Raw genomic sequence first — 17,314 nt, 5'->3', positions numbered from 1 at the left:
ACCGGGCGCGCCCTGTCCCCGACGAACCGGAGCTCACGGTATGCCGCCCACGTCGTTCATCGACCCCCTCCCCACCCGCGCCGAGCGGAAGGCGGCCGGCACGTCGGCCCGCGACCGCGCCCCGTTGGCCGACCAGGCCCGGTTCGAGCCCGGACCCGACCGCGACCCCGTCGGCCTCCTCCTCGAACAGTCGACGACCCGCGTGCCGGACCTCGTCCCGATCCGGCACGCTCGGATGCTCGTCTCCCCCTTCACCTTCTTCCGGGGAGCGGCCCTGCCGATGGCTGCGGACCTCGCCGCATCCCCGCATTCCGGCCTCACGGTGCAGCTGTGCGGTGACGCCCACCTGTCGAACTTCGGCGCCTTCGCCTCCCCCGAGCGCCGGCTCGTCTTCGACATCAACGACTTCGACGAGACCCTCCCCGGGCCGTTCGAGTGGGACGTCAAGCGACTCGCGGCGAGCGTCGTCGTCGCCGCCCGCGACAACGGGTTCAGCGACAAGGCCGCCCGACGCGCGGCGAAGGCCGGGGTGGCGTCCTACCGAGAGGCGATGCGGGACTTCGCCCGCACGTCGATCCTCGACGTCTGGGGGACGGTCGGCGACATCGAGGCCAGGCTCGAGGAGTTCCGCGGCGAGGTTCTCGGGACGGAGCGCACCTCCGGCAAGAAGCCCGGCAAGAAGGCCCGCAAGCGGGTCGTCCAGCGCCTGAGCTCCTTCGACAAGGCGATGGCCAAGGCCCGCCGGCAGGACAGCACCAGGGCGGCTCGCAAGCTCACGGAGATCGTCGACGGCCACCGGCGGATCGTCGCCGACCCACCGCTCATCGTGCCCCTCGACCAGATGACCGACCAGCCGGCGGCGGAGCGCCGGGCCTTCCTCGAGTCGCTCCTCGAGGAGTACCGCCTCACGCTGAGCGTCGACCGCCGCGACCTGCTCGGCCACTTCGCGCTGCGCGACGTGGCCCACAAGGTCGTCGGCGTCGGCAGCGTCGGCACCCGCGCCTGGATCCTGCTCCTCGAGGCCGACGACGGCGACACGCCGCTCATCCTCCAGGCGAAGCAGGCGGAGGCGTCCGTCCTCAGCCGGTTCCTCGCCCCCTCCGAGTACGAGAACCAGGGGCGCCGCGTCGTCGTCGGCCAGCGCGCGACACAGGCCGCGAGCGACGTCTTCCTCGGGTGGGTGCGGGCCGCCGGCCTCGACGGCGTCCCCCGCGACTTCTACGTCCGGCAGCTCAAGGACTGGAAGGCCTCGGCGGACATCGCGACCCTGGGGCCGGACAACCTCCTGGCCTACGCCCGGATCTGCGGCTGGACCCTCGCACGGGCGCACGCCAAGACCGGGGATCGCGTCGCCATCGCCTCCTACCTCGGGGGGTCGGAGCGGTTCGACGACGCGCTCACCGACTTCGCCGTCGCGTATGCCGACCAGACGGTCCGCGACCACGCCGCCCTCTCCGCGGCGGTCGCCTCCGGGCGCGCGCAGGCCGCCGAGATCGGGGCCGCCTGACGACGCCCGGGAGCTGACCCCCGTCAGCCCAGGTGGCCGAGGAGCCGGTCGGTCCACCCGAAGGCGTCCCGCGCCAGGGCGAGGCGCCGGGTCTTGAGGGCGAGGTGGAGGTCGGTCCGGGCGAGCCCGTCGTCGAGGCGCAGCCCGTGGACGGCCGTGAGCCGTTCCAACCGGTAGTAGAACGTCGTGCGGTGCACCCCGAGGGCCTCGGTCGTCGCCGCCGCGTCGCCGGCCCGGTCGAGGTATGCCTCGAGCGTCCGGCGCAGCATGGGGCCGGACCGGTCGCCGTCCGGGATCGGCCCGGGGACCGGCCAGGAGTCGGAGGAGGTATGGCGCAGCAACCAGCGGTAGGCACCGAGGCCCTCCCACCCGATGGTCGCCGGGAGGGCTCCGTCGACGGCCGCGCAGTCGGCCGCCACGACGGCCCGTGCGGCGAGCCGGGCCAGCCGGGCCGGGTCGACACGCGGTGCCGCGCCGGGGCGCTCGGTGCCGGCGAGACGGAACGGGTCGCTGTGGCCGACGACGAGCTGCTCCGCGGACGACGCGTCGACGATCCGGCGGACGAGCTCGCCGACGTCGTCGGCGGGCCGGGGCGCGCCGAGCAGGACGAGCTGGTGGCCGTCGGCCCAGGCACTTCCGAGGACGCCGCGTGTCGACCTGATCTGCGGCGCCGTCCCACGTCGCGCCGGCAGCCGCTCACCGTCGTCGGTCGTCGCGGGTGCCACCGCGGCGAGCTGCAGCGTCTCCGAGCCGGACCGGGGGGCCAGCTCCTCCAGCAGGTCGACGATATCCCGTCCGGGTTCGCCCGCGAGGAGCCTGCCGAGGAGGCCGGTGAGGTCCGGGCCCGCCGGGGACGGCAGGAGGGTCGCGATCCTCCGGCCGGCCGCCCGGAGGATCGGCAGCGCGCCCGCGTCCAGCGTCGCCTCCGCGTCGAGGACCCAGAGGAGGCCCACGAGCCGGCCGTCCCGCCACAGCGGGAGGCACGTGCGGGCGGTCATGCCGAGGCCGGGGTTGGCCGGCACCCGCACCGGTCCGGTCGCGCGGTCCACCCCGTGGCTGCGCTGGTAGGCGAGGACGGCGTCGGGCACCTGTCGGGTGAGGATCGCCGCCACGCGCGCGGGATCGACGTCGGGGCCCTGGGCGCTGTGGGCCAGCACCGTGCCGTCCGGGCCGTCGAGGCTCACCGAGTGACCGAGGCGGGACGCCAGGTCGTCCAGCTCGCGCTGCATGCCGCCCGGACCGCCTCCGGGCCCGACCATCCGACGCTCGACCATCCGACGAATGTAGGAGACCGGCGGGTCCGACGTCCGGCGCCCCTCCGAAGACGGGAGCCGGGAGGCGTCCCTATCGTCATGCCTGAGCCGACAACCTCCGCCCGTCACCGCCATCGCTCGTCGAGGGAGCCCTTCCGTGATCAGCCCGCTCGCCACCCGCCCCTGGCTGCCGCCCACGTCGACCGAACGACGCGTCGCCACGGCGACGACGACCCTGGCGGGGCTCGACGCCGCCGGCATCCAGGGCTGGCTCGCCGACCTCGTCGCCGAGAACCGGGCCATCCACGACGAGACGTGCGTCAACCTCAATCCCGCGACGAACCGGATGAACCCCCGCGCCGAGCAGCTGCTCTCCGCCGGGCTCGGGTCGCGCCCCTCCCTCGGCTACCCCGGGGACAAGTACGAGATGGGCCTGGAGGCCATCGAGCAGATCGAGGTCCTCGCCGCCGCGCTCGCCGCGCGCGTCTTCCACGCCGACTACGCAGAGGTGCGGGTGGGCTCCGGCGCGCTCGCCAACCTGTATGCCTTCATGGCGACGTGCGACCCCGGCGACACGATCATCGCGCCACCGGCGACGATCGGGGGCCACGTGACGCATCACCTCGCCGGTGCCGCCGGGCTCTACCGCCTCACGACGGTCCCCGCACCGGTGTCACCCACCGACTACACCGTCGACGTCGACGCGCTCGCCGACCTCGCGCGGAGCGTCCGCCCACGACTCATCACGATCGGCAGCAGCCTCAACCTCACGCCGCACCCCGTCGCGCGCATCCGGGAGATCGCGGACGACGTCGGCGCCACGCTCCTGTTCGACGCCGCGCACCTGTGCGGCGTCATCGCCGGGGGCGCCTGGCCGAACCCGCTCGACGAGGGCGCCCACCTCATGTCGATGAGCACGTACAAGAGCCTCGGGGGGCCGCCCGGGGGCCTGCTCCTCACGACGGAGGCCGAGCTCGCGGAGCGGATCGAGGCCATCGCATACCCGGGTCTCACGGCCAACTTCGACGCCGGGAAGACGGCGGCCCTCGCCCAGACGCTGCTGGACTGGACCGTCGCCGGCGCCGCCTACGCCACGACGATGGTCGAGACGGCCCGAGCCCTCGCCGAGCACCTGGCGACCGCGGGCGTGCCCGTCTTCCGGCGCGGTCCGGAGCTCACGTCCTCCCACCAGTTCGCCGTCGAGGCCGCACGCTACGGCGGTGGCCAGGCCGCTGCCGCCCGGCTGCGCCGCGCGAACCTCCTCGCCTGCGGCATCGGGCTGCCCGTCGACCCGGTCGAGGGCGACGTCAACGGCCTGCGCATCGGGACCCCCGAGCTCGCCCGGCTCGGTATGACGACCGCCGACATGCCGCAGCTCGCCGCCTTCATCGCCCGCGGCCTCGGGGACGCGCCGGAGTCCGTCGCCCCCGAGGTCGCGGCATGGCGCCAGCGGTTCCGGTCCGTCCACTTCACGACGGACGTTCCGGTCTGACCTAGGCCGCCTCGAGCCGGGAGTCGCGACGGGTCTTCAGGAGGCTCGCGATCGTCGTCACGCCGAGGATGACGACGATCGCACCGAGGGACACCGCGATCGGGATCTCCGGGACGTGGACGTTCTCTCCCCCATTGATGAACGGCAGCTCGTTCTCGTGGAGCGCGTGGAGCAGGAGCTTGACGCCGATGAACGCGAGCAGGACCGACAGGCCGATCGTGAGATAGACGAGGCGCTTGAGGAGACCGCCGATGAGGAAGTAGAGCTGCCGCAGACCCATGAGGGCGAAGAGGTTCGCCGTGAGGACGAGGTAGGGCTCCTTGGTGAGCCCGTAGATCGCCGGGATCGAGTCGAGCGCGAAGAGCAGGTCGGTCGTGCCGAGCGCGATGATGACGATGAACATCGGGGTGGCGAGCCGTTTGCCCTGCTCCTTGATGAACAGCGCGCTGCCGTGCCACTCCTTCGTCGCGGGGAACCGCGCCTCGACGAACTTCATGAGGCGGTTCTCCTCGAACTCGTCGTCGTCGCTCTCCCCTTCCTTCGCGAGCTTGACCGCCGTGTAGATGAGGAAGGCGCCGAAGATGTAGAAGACCCACGAGAAGTTGTTGATGGCGGCCGCGCCGAGGGCGATGAAGATGCCACGCAGGACGATCGCGATGATGATGCCGATGAGCAGCGCGGACTGCTGGAGCTTCTCGGGCACGGCGAACTTGGCCATGATGAGCAGGAAGATGAACAGGTTGTCCACGGACAGCGAGTACTCCGTGAGCCATCCGGCGTAGAACTCGCCCGCGAAGCGGCCACCGGCGAGGAACCACACCCCGAGGCCGAAGACGACGGCGGCACCGACATACCCGATGAGAGCGACCGTCACCTCCTTCGTCGAGGGGACGTGCGGGCGCTTCGCGACGATATAGACGTCGATGACCAACATGAGGGACATGAGGCCGATGGTGAGCCACCAGGCCCACTGGGGAACGTTCATGGTGATTCCTTCCGGACACGCGTAGGTGGTCCGGAGGTCTCTCCCGCCCGGATGCTGAGGCCGGACCGGGTCCCCGGGAACCGGGCAGTCGATCAGCCGGTGCCGTGATGACGAGGACGCCGCGACGGGGATACTCCCCTCCATGGATGGGGACACCCTACCGTGCATCGCGCGACCGAAGGTTCCCCCATCCACGGAGTGGGCCCACCCTCCATGGGGTCGGGACACTCCACCGTGCTCCAGCCGACCGGGTGTGCGAGCCGCCGAGGAGCGCGTAGACCACCATCGGCAGCATGCACGTGTAGAGGCCGAACGCGACGGGCAGGCCGGCGATCGTGGCATACCCCATCGCCTGCGGGATGACGACGCAGCCCGCCGCCACGCCGGCGAGGAGGTCCCGACCGACCCACGCACGGCGGTAGGGCCGCAGGGTGGGCGCCAGCCGGCCCGTGGCAGGCAGCACGCTCATGTCCCGGTGGACCGTTCCGTCCGGCCCGGCCGGCGGACGCAGCGGAACCCGATGTGCGTCGTGGACGTGTCCTCGCTCTGCGGCGACCTCGCGGCGGGCCGGTAGCGCAGGCAGTACTCCGGGGCGCACAGGTGGGAGCCGCCCTTGAGGACCCGTCGCCCCTGCGGGTCCGCGTACCGGCTCCGGGGGGCGGTCGGTGCGCAGCAGTGCCGCACCCGCTCCTCGTGACGGAGCGTGTAGTCGCTCGTCGTCCACTCCCACACGTTGCCGATGAGGTCGACGAGCCCGTACCCGTTGGCCGGGAACGAGCCGACCGGCGACGTGCCGACCCATCCGTCCGCACCGCGGTTGTCGTAGGGGAACCGGCCCTGCCACGTGTTCGCCATGAGGCGTCCGCCGGGACGGGCGTCCTCGCCCCAGGCGTAGGTGGCGCCCTCGAGTCCTCCCCGCGCGGCGTACTCGAGCTCCTCCTCGGTGGGCAGGGACTTCCCGACCCACGTCGCGTATGCGGTCGCGTCGGCATACGACACCTGGACGACCGGATGGTCGGCCTTCTCCTCGATCCCGCTTCCCGGCCCCTGAGGGTGACGCCAGGAGGCCCCCGGCTGCCACCGCCACCACTGCCGCCAGTCGCCGAGGTCCACCGGACCGGACGAAGGCGTGAAGGCGAGCGCGCCGGGTGTCAGCTCGTCGGCGGTCAGGTCGGGGAACTGTCGGGGATCCAGGGGCCGCTCCGCCGTCGTGAGGTATCCCGTCTCCTCGACGAACCGCGCGAACTGCTCGTTCGTCACGGGGTGGACGTCGATCTCGAACGCCTCCACGTGGCGCTCGTGGACGGGGCCCTCCTCGGGGTAGAAGGCGTTGCTGCCCATGAGGAACGCCGCACCAGGGAGCCCAACCATCCCGGGCGTCGGTCTCTGCACTAGCCCTCCTCCCCCTGCGTCACCGGCGGGTCGACGACCTGCGGATGCTCCGCTCGGTAGGTGGCGACGGCGGCGGGCAGGTCGGGGAACGATCGCGGGGGCGGGCCGCCGCCGTGGTGACGGCGGTACCGGAGGGCCGCCTCCCTCGCGTCCGGGCGCGGCTCGACCTCCCAGACCTCGATCCCCTGCGCGAGCAGGTCGTCCACCATCTGCCGGAGCCCCTCGTGGGCGGTGTACTCGAACATCGACACGTCCGGGACGTCGAAGAGGACGACCCGAGGTCGGACCGGGGCGGCCGCGACGATGGCGTCGATGTCCCGGCGCACCCGCTGCACGTTGGCGAAGTAGATGTCGCTGCCCGGGCGCAGGACGAGCAGGCCCTCCGGCACCGGCCCTGTCTGCGGCGCGCGCCGCGGGACGGCGGTGATCGTCTCGACGGGCCGGCGGCTCGTCTCGTAGAGCAGGGTGAGGACGCTGATGAGGACGGCGACGACGATGCCGTCGAGCGCCCCCATCGACGCGACCCCGAGGGCCGCGCCGATGGTGAGGAGTCCGTCGCGTCGGTTCGTCCGCAGGATGCGACCGACCTTGCCGAGGTCGACGAGCCCGATGGCCGCGACGAAGACGAGGGCACCGAGGGCGGCCTCGGGGAGGTCGCTGAAGACGGGGGCGAGGAACAGGAGCGTCACCACGACCGTTGCGGCACCGACCATCCCGGTGAGCGGGCTCTTCGCTCCGGCACCGTCGGCGATGGCCGTCTGCGACATCCCGCCGCCGGCCGGCATGCCGCGCAGCAGCGAGGAGACGACGTTGGCCAGCCCGAGGGCTCCCATCTCCCGAGTCGCCTGGACGGGCGGGTCGTCCTTGGCCTGGAACGCCCGCGCGGCCGCGATCGACTCCACGAAGGCGATGAGGGCGACGCCGAGGCCGGGCAGCACCAGGTCTAGGTTCTTCCCGATCGCCGGCAGCTGGGGAGTCGGGAAGCCGGAGGGCACCTGGCCGACGAGGGCGATGCCGTGGTCGTCGAGGCGGAGGAGCACGGTGGCCGCGATGGTGAGCACGACGACGACGAGCGGTCCGGGAACCGCGGGCACGAGCCGCTTGAGCCCGAGGAGGACGGCGATGCAGGCCGCGGCGAGGGCCATCGTCGCGACACTCGCGTGGGGAAGGGCCACGACCGCGTCCCAGAGCTGGGTGACGAGGTGGCTGCCCTCCTTGTCCACCCCGAGGAGGGCATGGAGCTGACCGATCGCGATGGACACCCCGACACCGACCTTGAACCCCGTGAGCACGGGTGCGGAGATGAGCTCGGCGACGAACCCGAGCCTGAAGAGGTAGCCCAGGACGAGGAAGAGACCCGAGAAGACGGCGAGCGCCGCGGCCGCGGCGCGGGGGTCCGGTGTGCCGGCGATCGCCGTCGCCGTCACCGCGGCGATCGACGAGGTGACGCTGACGCTCAGCGGACGCGACGTGCCGGCCAGGGCATACGCGACCATCGGCACCGAGGCGCTGTAGAGGCCGACCTCGACGGGCAGGCCGGCGATCGCGGCGTATGCCATGGCCTGTGGGATGACGACCGCCGCCGCCGTGAGCCCCGCGACGAGGTCGAACCGCAGCCACGACGGCTGGTAGGCCCGTGGCCACCACCGGTCCGCCCGCACCTCGGTCGTCACGGCTCGAACGTACCTGCACCCCCGTCATCCCGGAGGGGTGAAATCCACCAGGCTCGCAGCCCGGTCACACCTCGTCGAGGCGGACCGTGCAGACCGACCAGATGATGAGGACGTCGATCGCGATGATGATGATGCCCCAGATGGGGTACACGGGCAGCCAGACGAAGTTCACGACCGCCTGGAACCCGGCGATGACGACGGCGGCGAACCGGCCGGCGGTGTTCCCGGCGAGCAGGAGCACACCGACGACGAAGGCGACGATGCCAAGGACGATATGGATCCAGCCCCAGGTCGAGGCATCGAACCGGAACAGGTAGCGCGGGGTCGCGACGAAGAAGTCCGTCCCGTCGACGACGGCGACCAGACCCTGGAGGAACTGGAACAACCCGACGACGAGGAGCAGGACGGCGGCGAACAGGGTCGTCCAGGCGCGGACCTTCGTCGAGGTCGATGCGGGGCTCACGGTGCATCCCTCCCGAGACGTACGTCGATGATGCCTACGACGCCAGCATCACCACGGTGCGGCGCGAGCGAATCATCCCCGCAGGGTGAGCCCTGGGCGTCGGTCGCCGGTACGGTCGTCCTGTGGCGCTGCGCGCGGTCGAGCAGAAGCCGGGAGCACCGAGGCGCCGCCGGATCCAGGGATCAGGCGCCGCGCTCGCCGGCGTCCTCTTCGCCGTCCTGTTCGTCTGGGGCTTCTACCTCCTCGACTATCAGGTCGACCAGTCCGCCGCCGACCTCACGGCCTTCTACTCCGGCGCCGGTGGGACCGCCATCCTCCTCGCGGGCGGCTATCTCGTGCCGTTCGCCGGCATCTGCTTCATCTGGTTCCTCGCCGCGACGCGCCACCGGATCAGCCAGCTCACCCTGCGCGAGGACGCCCTCCTCGCGACGGTGCAGCTCTCGACCGGCATCCTCTTCGTCGCGTCGTTCTACGTCGCCGCGGCCGCAGCCGTCGCGAGCGTGGCATCGGTGCGGCTCGCCGGCGACGATGCAGTCGTCGACCCGGCGCTCTCGGGAACGATGACGGCATTCGGGCAGGCGATGCTGATGATCTACGGGCTGCGCATCGCGGCCGTCTTCATGATCGCCACGACGACCCGGGCGATGCGCGCCGGCCTCTTCCCCCGGTGGTTCGCGCTCGTCAGCTACGTCGCGGCGCTCGTCCTGATGGTCGCCCTGAGCTACGTCCGAGCCGTCGTCCTCGTCCTGCCCATCTGGGTCGGCGCCGTGTCCGCCGTCATCCTCTTCCGCCGCGTGGCCCACCGGTTCGCCGAGGCCTGACGGCGGGCGTCACACTTCACCCTGTCGGGGTGACGGCCCGACCGGTCCCCTGTGGCTAGATGGACGGGCGAGATGTCCACGTCCCTAGGAGATGTCATGGCCACCCTGTCCGTCTGGAAGTTCGACTCCACGGGGGGTGCACAGCAGGCCGAAGACCTGCTCGTCACCCTTCAGAAGCAGGAGCTCATCCAGGTCCACGACGCGGCGATCGTCGCGTGGGAGGAGGGCAAGAAGGGCCCGAAGACCAAGCAGGCCAACAACCTCACGGCCGCCGGTGCGCTCGGCGGAACGTTCTGGGGCCTGCTCTTCGGCCTGCTCTTCTTCGTGCCGCTCCTCGGGGCAGCCGTCGGCGCGGCCGCGGGTGCCCTCATGGGCTCGATGGGCGACGTCGGCATCGACGACGACTTCATCGCGTCGGTCAAGGCCAAGGTGACTCCCGGCACGTCGGCGCTCTTCGCGATGACCTCGGGCGCCGTCGAGGACCGGGTCAAGAGTGCCTTCGCCGACGCGGGCCTCAAGCCCGAGCTCATCGCGACCAACCTCTCGACCGAGCAGGAGCAGAAGCTCCGCGAGGCGATGGACGCCTGACTCCTCACGGCCTCGTCATCTGACATGGGTGCGGCGATCGGCCAGTCCCTCCCCATCGCAGTCGGCGTGCTCGTCAGCCCGATGCCGATCGTGGCGCTCGTGCTGATGCTCGTGAGCCGGCGGGCGCGGTCCAACGGACTGGCATTCCTCCTCGGCTGGGTCGTCGGGGTGTTCGTCGTCGGGACGGTCGTCGCACTCCTCGCGGGCGCGGCGACCACCGACGACTCCTCGACGCCGGCCTGGGTCGGCTGGCTGAAGATCGTCCTCGGCCTCCTGCTGCTCCTCGTCGGCGTCAGAGGGTGGCGGAGACGACCGGCGAAGGGCGCCACCGTCACGACGCCCACCTGGATGGCCAGCATCGACTCCTTCACGCCGGTCAAGGCGGCCGGCCTCGCCTTCGCCCTCGGGGCCGTGAACCCCAAGAACCTCCTCCTCGTCGTGTCGGGTGGCGCGGCCATCGCGGCGGCGACGATGTCGACGAGCGACCGCGTCGTCGCGATGGTCGTCTTCACCGTCGTGGCGAGCCTCGGTGTCGCGATCCCCTACGGCATCTACGTCTCGATGGGCGACCGGGCGGCCCAGCCGTTGGACCGCATCAAGACGTGGATGATCGACAACAACGCGGTGATCATGGCCGTCCTCATGCTCGTCCTCGGAGTGAAGATCCTCGGCGACGGCCTCGCGAGCCTCTGACCACCGGGCGCGTCGGTCAGGAGGGCACGGAGAGACCCGCGGCGACGGCGAACCCGAGGACCGTCGCGAGCCCGGCGGCATTGCCGCCTCGTTCCTTGGCCTCGGGGACCATCGACGCGACGAGCATGACGAGGAGCGCCCCGGCGGCGAACCCGTCGACCGCACCCTCGAACCGCTCGGCCGTCACCCGCGCCGCGGCATACCCACCAGTCGTCGCGAGAGCGCAGACGCCGGTCACGACGAGCCACAGGGCGAGCACCGTCCGGCGCGGAGTGCCGCCGCCCACCATCTGCGTCGACGACCCGACCGACTCCGGGAGGTTGGACACGAAGATGGCGACGAGCAGGGCGAGGCTGACACCCTCTCCTTGCGCGAAGCCGATGCCGAGCACCGCCTGCTCCGGAATGCCGTCGAGCAGTGCCCCGAGCGCCAGCGGCAGACCCGCACCGCCACCGGCCCGTCGAGCACCCCAACGCTCCACCGCGCGATCGGCGAAGAAGAAGGCGAGCGCGCCAGCGGTCAGGCCGAGCGCCAGCGGCCACGGCCCGCCGACCTGGAAGCCCTCCCCTGCCAGCTCGAAGGAGATGCTCGCGATGAGAGCTCCCGCACCGAACCCGAGGACGAGACCGATCGCCTTCTCCGGCCACGGCCGCAGGACCCCGAGCCAGGCTCCGAGGATGAGCGAGGAGGCGGCGACCGCGCCCCACCAGAGGGAGACGCCCATGTCAGGCCCGCCGCGTCCCGGTCATGCCGACCGGTCGGCGAAGACGGTGGACCAGTCGTCCTTGATGCTCACGACCGTCCAGTCGTCGTCCGCCGCGCGCCCCAGAGCCGTCTCGGACCCCGTCGTATAGTCGAACTCCCGCTCCGCGTCATCGTGGAGGACGAGGAGCCGCAGCGCCGGACGGCCGCCGCCGGCGAACTGGAGCATCGGGATGTCGCCGTTCGAGTTTCCTCCGGCGACGATCGGCCGTCGGCCGGTGCGGCTCCAGATCCGGATCGGCTTGACCGGCCCGTCGTCGAACACATCGGGCTCGGCGAGGTAGGCGAGGACGTCGCTGTCCGCGTCGTAGCGCAGCGCGTTCGAGCTCCCGATGATTCGCTCCGGCGGTATGCCGTAGACGTCCGAGGCGAAGGGCCGCATGAAGTCGCGGTCGCCACCGGAGGCGATGAACGTCGTGAAGCCGTTCGCCTCGAGGTAGCGCAGCAGCTCGACCATGCGCAGGTAGGCGCAGTCGCGGAAGCTGCGGCCCAGGGTGGGGTGCAGCGTGCCATTGACGAAGTCCGCGGCACCCTGGGCGTAGTCGTCGACGGCGACCCCGCCGACCGAGGCGAGGATGCCCCGCATGAGCACCTTGACGTCGCTGTCGTCGCCGGCGTAGTGCTTCGCCACGACCCCGCCCAACCAGGCGTTGTCGTGCTCGTAGGCCGCCTTCCACGGTTGCCGCTCACGCAGTGTCGGGTCCTCCGTCGCCATCCCGGCCAGCCGGCCCAGGATGTAGGACAGCTGGATCGGCAGTGGCTTCTCACACCACAGGGTGCCGTCGTTGTCGAAGGTGGCGATCCGTTCCTCGGGTGGGATCGCGTCGGGACCGTCGCCTGTCACCCGCTCGACGAACTCGACGAGCGCGGCCCGGGTCGGGGTGTCCCGCCACGAGGACAGGAGGAGGTCGTCGGTGTCGCTCATGCTGAGCCTTCCTGCTCGGCGGGCTCCGAGGCGCGCTCGGAGTCCCGGGTCTTCTTCCGCCTGTCTCGCCGGCCCCGCGTGCGCGGGGCCGGGTCGCCGCCGGACAGCAGGCCGCCGACCCACTGCCGGTCGGGGTTGACGTCGACGAGCATCGCCTTGACGAAGATCGTCAGCGGAACGGCGAGGATGGCCCCGGCACCCCCGAGGATCGCCGTCCAGACGACGAGGGAGAGGAAGGACACGCTCCCTGACAGCCCGACCGCCACGCCGACAACTCGCGGTTGGACGAGGGTCTGCAGCACGAAGTTGATGATGGAGTAGCCGGCCACGACGGCGACGGCGTCACCCACTCCGTGGTCGAGGAGGGCGATGATGCTCGGGGGGACGAGGCCGATGATGAAGCCGACGTTGGGAATGTAGTTGGTGAGGAACGCGAGCAGCCCCCACAGCCACGGGTCGCGGATGTCGAGGGCGTAGAGCATGCCGACGTCGACGAGGGCGACGGCGAGGCCGAAGACGGTGGAGACCCCGAGGTAGGAGCGGGTGCCCTGGGCGAAGATGCCGCACGCCTGGGCCATCCGGGTGCCGCCCTCGGGAAGGGCGGTGAGCCGCCGGGCGAACGTCCCCGCGTCGGTCGCCGCGAAGAACAGCAGGATGACGATGAAGAAGATGCTGCTCAGCATGCCGGCGACCCCGCCGATGAGGTTCGTCGCGATGCCGACGAGCTTGCCGAGGTCGAGCGAGCCGAGCAGCGAGTGCACCTGGTCCGCGCCGACGCCGAGCTTCTCCAGTTCCTCGCCGAGGTTGTCGATGAAGTCCTCGAACTGCGGCTCGTAGGACCCGAGCAGGGCGGCGAAGCGAGCCCCCACGACGACGAGGGACAGCCAGAACCCGACGACGATCGCATACACCGCGACCAACTGGACGAGGGTGGCGGCCCAAGCCGGCAGCCCTCGGCGGACGACCGCGTCACGCAGCGGCTGGACGGCGATGACGAGGACCAGGGCCAGCAGGACGGGCGCGACGATGCCGGAGAACTCCCGTACGGCGAGCGCCGACCCGAGGATCGCCGCGAAGGTCACGACGATGATGGACTCGCGGGGCAGGGCGGGCACGATGCGGCCGCCGTCGCGCGGCGAGGGCTCGGTCACGGGTTCGACGGTAGGCGCCCGGCCCGGCGCGCGCCTCACCCTCGGTGGAGGACCCGGCCTCCCCGAGCGGTCAGGGTCGGCGCGACCTCGGCAGCTTGGCGACGACGGTCTCGTACGACGTGTCGATGGCCTCCCGCAGCTCGTCGTCGGGGATCGTCCCGCCGATGCGCAGGGTGTTCCAGCCGCTGCGCCCGATGTAGGCCATGACCGTCACGTCGTCGGGGTAGGCCCGCAGCCACTCGTCGGCCTCGTCGCGGGTCGCTCCGCACTTCAGCCCGACGGTGTCCTGCCCGAGGAAGGCGAAGATCTTGTCGGCGACCTTCGCGACCCGGTCGCCCTCCCACGGGGTGTCCGGCCAGGCGCCGGACTTGGCGAGGCAGTATGCGGAGAGCTCCTCGGGCGTCATGGCCTCACCGTCCTGCGGTCCGGTCTCAGCGTGGTCATCCGGTCGCCGCCGACATCTGGCGCAGCTCCTTCTTCAGCTCCGAGATCTCGTCGCGGAGCCGGGCCGCGAGCTCGAAGTGGAGGTCGTGGGCGGCCTGATGCATCTGGTCGGTGAGCTCCTGGATGAGGTTGGCCAGGTCGCTCGCCGGCAGCGCCTTCACCGTGTCGGTCGCGACGGCCGTGTCGGCGTTCAGCGCGCCGCGCCCGCCGCGGCCCTTGCCCCGGGACTGGGAGCGGCCCGAGCCGAGCAGGGTCGCCGTGTCGGCGTCCTCGCGCTGGAGCATGTCGGTGATGTCGGCGATCCGCTTGCGCAGCGGCTGGGGGTCGACCCCCTTCGCCCGGTTGTAGGCGATCTGCTTCTCGCGCCGGCGCTGCGTCTCCTCGATGGCGTCGGCCATCGACGGGGTGACCTGGTCGGCATACATGTGGACCTGGCCGGAGACGTTGCGGGCGGCGCGGCCGATCGTCTGGATCAGGGAGCGCGTCGAGCGGAGGAAGCCCTCCTTGTCGGCGTCGAGGATGCTGACGAGGGACACCTCGGGCAGGTCGAGCCCCTCCCGGAGGAGGTTGATGCCGACGAGGACGTCGAACTCGCCGAGCCGCAGCTCGCGGAGCAGCTCGACGCGACGCAGCGTGTCGACCTCGCTGTGGAGGTAGCGGACGGCGACGCCCTTGTCGAGGAGGTAGTCGGTGAGGTCCTCGGCCATCTTCTTCGTCAGCGTCGTGACGAGGACGCGCTCCTTGCGGGCGGTCCGCTCGTGGATCTCGTGGAGCAGGTCGTCGATCTGGCCCTTCGTCGGCTTGAGGACGACCTCGGGGTCGACGAGGCCGGTCGGCCGGATGACCTGCTCGACGACGCCGTTGCTCTTGGCGACCTCGTAGTCACCCGGGGTCGCCGACAGGTAGACGGTCTGTCCGATCCGGTCGAGGAACTCCTCCCACTTCAGCGGCCGGTTGTCCATGGCGCTCGGCAGCCGGAAGCCGTGCTCGACGAGCATCCGCTTGCGGGACATGTCGCCTTCGTACATGGCCCCGATCTGCGGGACGGTCTGGTGCGACTCGTCGATGACGAGGAGGAAGTCCTCGGGGAAGTAGTCGAGGAGGCAGTTGGGCGCCGAGCCCCGGCTGCGGCCGTCGATGTGCATCGAGTAGTTCTCGATGCCGGAGCACGACCCGACCTGCCGCATCATCTCGATGTCGTAGGTCGTCCGCATCCGCAGCCGCTGCGCCTCGAGGAGCTTGCCCTGCTTCTCGAAGAGCGCGAGCTGCTCCTCCAGCTCCTTCTCGATGCCGGCGATGGCACGCTCCATCCGCTGCGGCCCGGCGACGTAGTGCGACGCGGGGAAGACGTACATCTCGTCCTCCTCCCGCACGACCTCGCCGGTCACGGGGTGCAGCGTGTAGAGCCGCTCGATCTCGTCGCCGAAGAACTCGATCCGCAGCGCCATCTCCTCGTACACGGGGATGATCTCGACGGTGTCGCCGCGCACCCGGAACGTGCCGCGTGTGAAGGCCAGGTCGTTGCGGGTGTACTGCATGTGGACGAACTTGCGCAGCAGGTCGTCGCGGTCGACCTCGTCCCCGACGCGCAGGGGCACCATGCGGTCGACGTACTCCTGGGGCGTGCCGAGGCCGTAGATGCACGACACGGACGCGACGACGATGACGTCACGGCGGGTGAGGAGCGAGTTCGTCGCGCTGTGCCGCAGCCGCTCGACCTCGTCGTTGATCGAGGAGTCCTTCTCGATGTAGGTGTCCGTCTGCGGGATGTATGCCTCGGGCTGGTAGTAGTCGTAGTAGGACACGAAGTACTCGACGGCGTTGTGGGGCAGCAGCTCGCGGAACTCGTTGGCCAGCTGCGCCGCGAGCGTCTTGTTCGGCGCGAGGACCAGCGTCGGGCGCTGGACCTTCTCGATGAGCCACGCGGTCGTCGCCGACTTGCCGGTGCCCGTCGCACCGAGGAGGACGACGTCCGTGTCACCGGCGGTGACCCGCCGGGCGAGCTCGGCGATCGCCTCGGGCTGGTCGCCGGCAGGCTCGAACTCCGAGATCACCTCGAACGGGGCGACACGGCGCTTCAGGTCGGTGACAGGTCGCATACCAAGAGGGTAAGTCCGACCTCCGACACCGCATTCCCGACGGCCGGGCCGCTCACCACCAGCCCTGGCGGTGGGCCCACCGCAGGAGCCAGCCGGACAGGCAGCCCATGACGACGAGGAGCGAGATGAGGAGGGTCCAGTGGGTCGAGGCGTTGACGATGACGTTCATCCCCATGACGCCGGAGATGGCGGCGACGGGCAGGGTGACGGCGGCGATGACGGCGAGCCGCTCGGCGGCGATCGTCATCCGGGTGTCGGTGCGGGCCCGGTAGAACGCCGTGACACCCTCGAGGAACTCCAGCTGGCTCCCGGTGACGCGGTCGAGGCGGCGGTACTGGTCGTAGATGTCGCGGAGGCGCCGCTGGTCGTCGGCGTCGAGGTCGGTCATCAGGTTGGCCGCCCGGCCCATGACCTCCGCGCCCTGGGCGGCCATCGTCCGCACGGTGAGGAGGGTGTGGCGGACCGTAAAGAGCTCGTCGAGGAAGTCCTGCGGATTCTCCTCGTCGGCCTGCCGCATGACCCGCTGCTCGAGGAGCCCGACCTCCTGCGCGAAGGTGTTGACGATCCGCTCCTCGGCGTTCGTGAGAGCGGAGACGAGGGCGTAGGCCAGCGCCATGGGGGTCCGGGGCCGGAGCCGGCCCGCGATGAGGCGCTGCCGGACCTCGTCGGTCTCGACGAGCAGGGTCTCGACGTCGACGATCGGGTTGCGCGGCCCGTGGACCGTCACGAGGTAGCCGGGGGCGATGTAGAGGTCGAGCTCGAGGTAGTGGACGTGGCCGGCCTCCCCCGGCAACGGCCGGTGGAGGGCCAGGTAGAGCCCGTCGTGATAGTGGTGCAGCCGGGCGATGTGGTTCCTCGTGAGGCCGTCGGCGACCGCCTTGGGGTGGATGCCCAACGTCTCGGTGAGCAGCCGTGCAACCGTGTCGTCCGGCTCCGGGACGTCGAGCCACAGCCACCCGTCGTCGCGACCGAGGACGTCCGGAATCTCCGACTCCTCGAGGCGTCGTGCCTCACCCGTGCCCGAGTCCACCCATTGGACGCCGTTCGCCACGGGTGCATGGTATGC

Annotated in this window: 17 protein-coding genes; 5 read left to right on the top strand and 12 right to left on the bottom strand. The window is 71.1% G+C overall.

The window, feature by feature from the left end:
- The first annotated feature begins 40 nt into the window (after positions 1-40).
- The gene (locus BN12_RS02960; protein WP_048549955.1) at positions 41-1,507 is read left to right on the top strand and encodes a DUF2252 domain-containing protein; all 1,467 of its coding nucleotides are present in this window, start codon (positions 41-43) and stop codon (positions 1,505-1,507) included.
- Positions 1,508-1,530: 23 nt separating this feature from the next.
- Here the strand turns inward: BN12_RS02960 and BN12_RS02955 are convergent, their stop codons facing one another.
- The gene (locus BN12_RS02955; protein WP_048549954.1) at positions 1,531-2,781 is read right to left on the bottom strand and encodes a PucR family transcriptional regulator; all 1,251 of its coding nucleotides are present in this window, start codon (positions 2,779-2,781) and stop codon (positions 1,531-1,533) included.
- A 136-nt stretch (positions 2,782-2,917) separates the two neighbouring features.
- On the opposite strand from BN12_RS02955, the gene BN12_RS02950 reads away from it, so the two are divergent.
- Positions 2,918-4,252 carry a serine hydroxymethyltransferase gene (locus tag BN12_RS02950; protein WP_235432281.1) on the top strand — a complete coding sequence of 445 codons (1,335 nt, stop codon included), beginning with the start codon at positions 2,918-2,920 and terminating at the stop codon, positions 4,250-4,252.
- Between the two features lies 1 nt (position 4,253).
- Here BN12_RS02950 and BN12_RS02945 read toward each other — a convergent pair whose 3' ends face one another.
- The 5 genes from BN12_RS02945 to BN12_RS02925 all read right to left on the bottom strand — a co-directional run bounded on the left by BN12_RS02945 (position 4,254) and on the right by BN12_RS02925 (position 8,765).
- Positions 4,254-5,237 carry a TerC family protein gene (locus BN12_RS02945; protein ID WP_048549953.1) on the bottom strand — a complete coding sequence of 328 codons (984 nt, stop codon included), beginning with the start codon at positions 5,235-5,237 and terminating at the stop codon, positions 4,254-4,256.
- 157 nt (positions 5,238-5,394) lie between these two features.
- Positions 5,395-5,706, bottom strand: coding sequence for a SulP family inorganic anion transporter (locus tag BN12_RS02940; RefSeq protein ID WP_048549952.1), 312 nt, complete (start codon positions 5,704-5,706; stop codon positions 5,395-5,397).
- Positions 5,703-6,608, bottom strand: coding sequence for a formylglycine-generating enzyme family protein (locus BN12_RS02935; RefSeq protein ID WP_048549951.1), 906 nt, complete (start codon positions 6,606-6,608; stop codon positions 5,703-5,705). Before BN12_RS02935 ends, BN12_RS02940 begins: the two co-directional genes overlap by 4 nt.
- A gap of 20 nt (positions 6,609-6,628) precedes the next feature.
- Positions 6,629-8,302, bottom strand: coding sequence for a SulP family inorganic anion transporter (locus BN12_RS02930; RefSeq protein ID WP_048549950.1), 1,674 nt, complete (start codon positions 8,300-8,302; stop codon positions 6,629-6,631).
- A 64-nt stretch (positions 8,303-8,366) separates the two neighbouring features.
- On the bottom strand, positions 8,367-8,765 hold the full coding sequence (locus tag BN12_RS02925; RefSeq protein ID WP_048549949.1) for a DUF7144 family membrane protein: 399 nt from the start codon (positions 8,763-8,765) through the stop codon (positions 8,367-8,369).
- A 122-nt stretch (positions 8,766-8,887) separates the two neighbouring features.
- On the opposite strand from BN12_RS02925, the gene BN12_RS02920 reads away from it, so the two are divergent.
- The 3 genes from BN12_RS02920 (at position 8,888) to BN12_RS02910 (ending at position 10,867) form a co-directional block, all read left to right on the top strand.
- On the top strand, positions 8,888-9,586 hold the full coding sequence (locus BN12_RS02920; protein ID WP_048549948.1) for a hypothetical protein: 699 nt from the start codon (positions 8,888-8,890) through the stop codon (positions 9,584-9,586).
- Between the two features lie 96 nt (positions 9,587-9,682).
- Positions 9,683-10,174 (top strand): DUF1269 domain-containing protein, encoded by a 492-nt coding sequence (locus BN12_RS02915; RefSeq protein WP_048549947.1) that lies wholly within the window; start codon positions 9,683-9,685, stop codon positions 10,172-10,174.
- 24 nt (positions 10,175-10,198) lie between these two features.
- Entirely contained in the window at positions 10,199-10,867 is a 669-nt protein-coding gene (locus BN12_RS02910; RefSeq protein ID WP_048549946.1) for a GAP family protein, read from the top strand.
- 16 nt (positions 10,868-10,883) lie between these two features.
- Here the strand turns inward: BN12_RS02910 and BN12_RS02905 are convergent, their stop codons facing one another.
- From BN12_RS02905 to BN12_RS02880, 6 genes are all read right to left on the bottom strand, one after another.
- Positions 10,884-11,591 carry a ZIP family metal transporter gene (locus BN12_RS02905; RefSeq protein ID WP_048549945.1) on the bottom strand — a complete coding sequence of 236 codons (708 nt, stop codon included), beginning with the start codon at positions 11,589-11,591 and terminating at the stop codon, positions 10,884-10,886.
- Between the two features lie 21 nt (positions 11,592-11,612).
- Positions 11,613-12,554, bottom strand: coding sequence for an HAD family hydrolase (locus tag BN12_RS02900; protein ID WP_048549944.1), 942 nt, complete (start codon positions 12,552-12,554; stop codon positions 11,613-11,615).
- Positions 12,551-13,705 carry an AI-2E family transporter gene (locus BN12_RS02895; RefSeq protein WP_162233027.1) on the bottom strand — a complete coding sequence of 385 codons (1,155 nt, stop codon included), beginning with the start codon at positions 13,703-13,705 and terminating at the stop codon, positions 12,551-12,553. The genes BN12_RS02900 and BN12_RS02895 overlap by 4 nt, the downstream gene beginning before the upstream one ends.
- Positions 13,706-13,775: 70 nt before the next feature.
- A complete protein-coding gene (locus tag BN12_RS02890; protein ID WP_048549943.1) occupies positions 13,776-14,111 on the bottom strand; it encodes an MmcQ/YjbR family DNA-binding protein in 336 nt (111 codons plus the stop codon).
- Positions 14,112-14,145: 34 nt separating this feature from the next.
- Positions 14,146-16,248, bottom strand: coding sequence for an excinuclease ABC subunit UvrB (uvrB, locus tag BN12_RS02885; RefSeq protein ID WP_048549942.1), 2,103 nt, complete (start codon positions 16,246-16,248; stop codon positions 14,146-14,148).
- Between the two features lie 52 nt (positions 16,249-16,300).
- A complete protein-coding gene (locus tag BN12_RS02880) occupies positions 16,301-17,299 on the bottom strand; it encodes a magnesium transporter CorA family protein (protein WP_200901129.1) in 999 nt (332 codons plus the stop codon).
- Between the last annotated feature and the right edge of the window lie 15 nt (positions 17,300-17,314).

Origin of the sequence: Nostocoides japonicum T1-X7 (assembly GCF_001046855.1) — a bacterium.
Taxonomy (GTDB): Bacteria; Actinomycetota; Actinomycetes; order Actinomycetales; family Dermatophilaceae; genus Nostocoides; species Nostocoides japonicum.
This window is presented reverse-complemented; position numbering and strand designations above follow the sequence as displayed.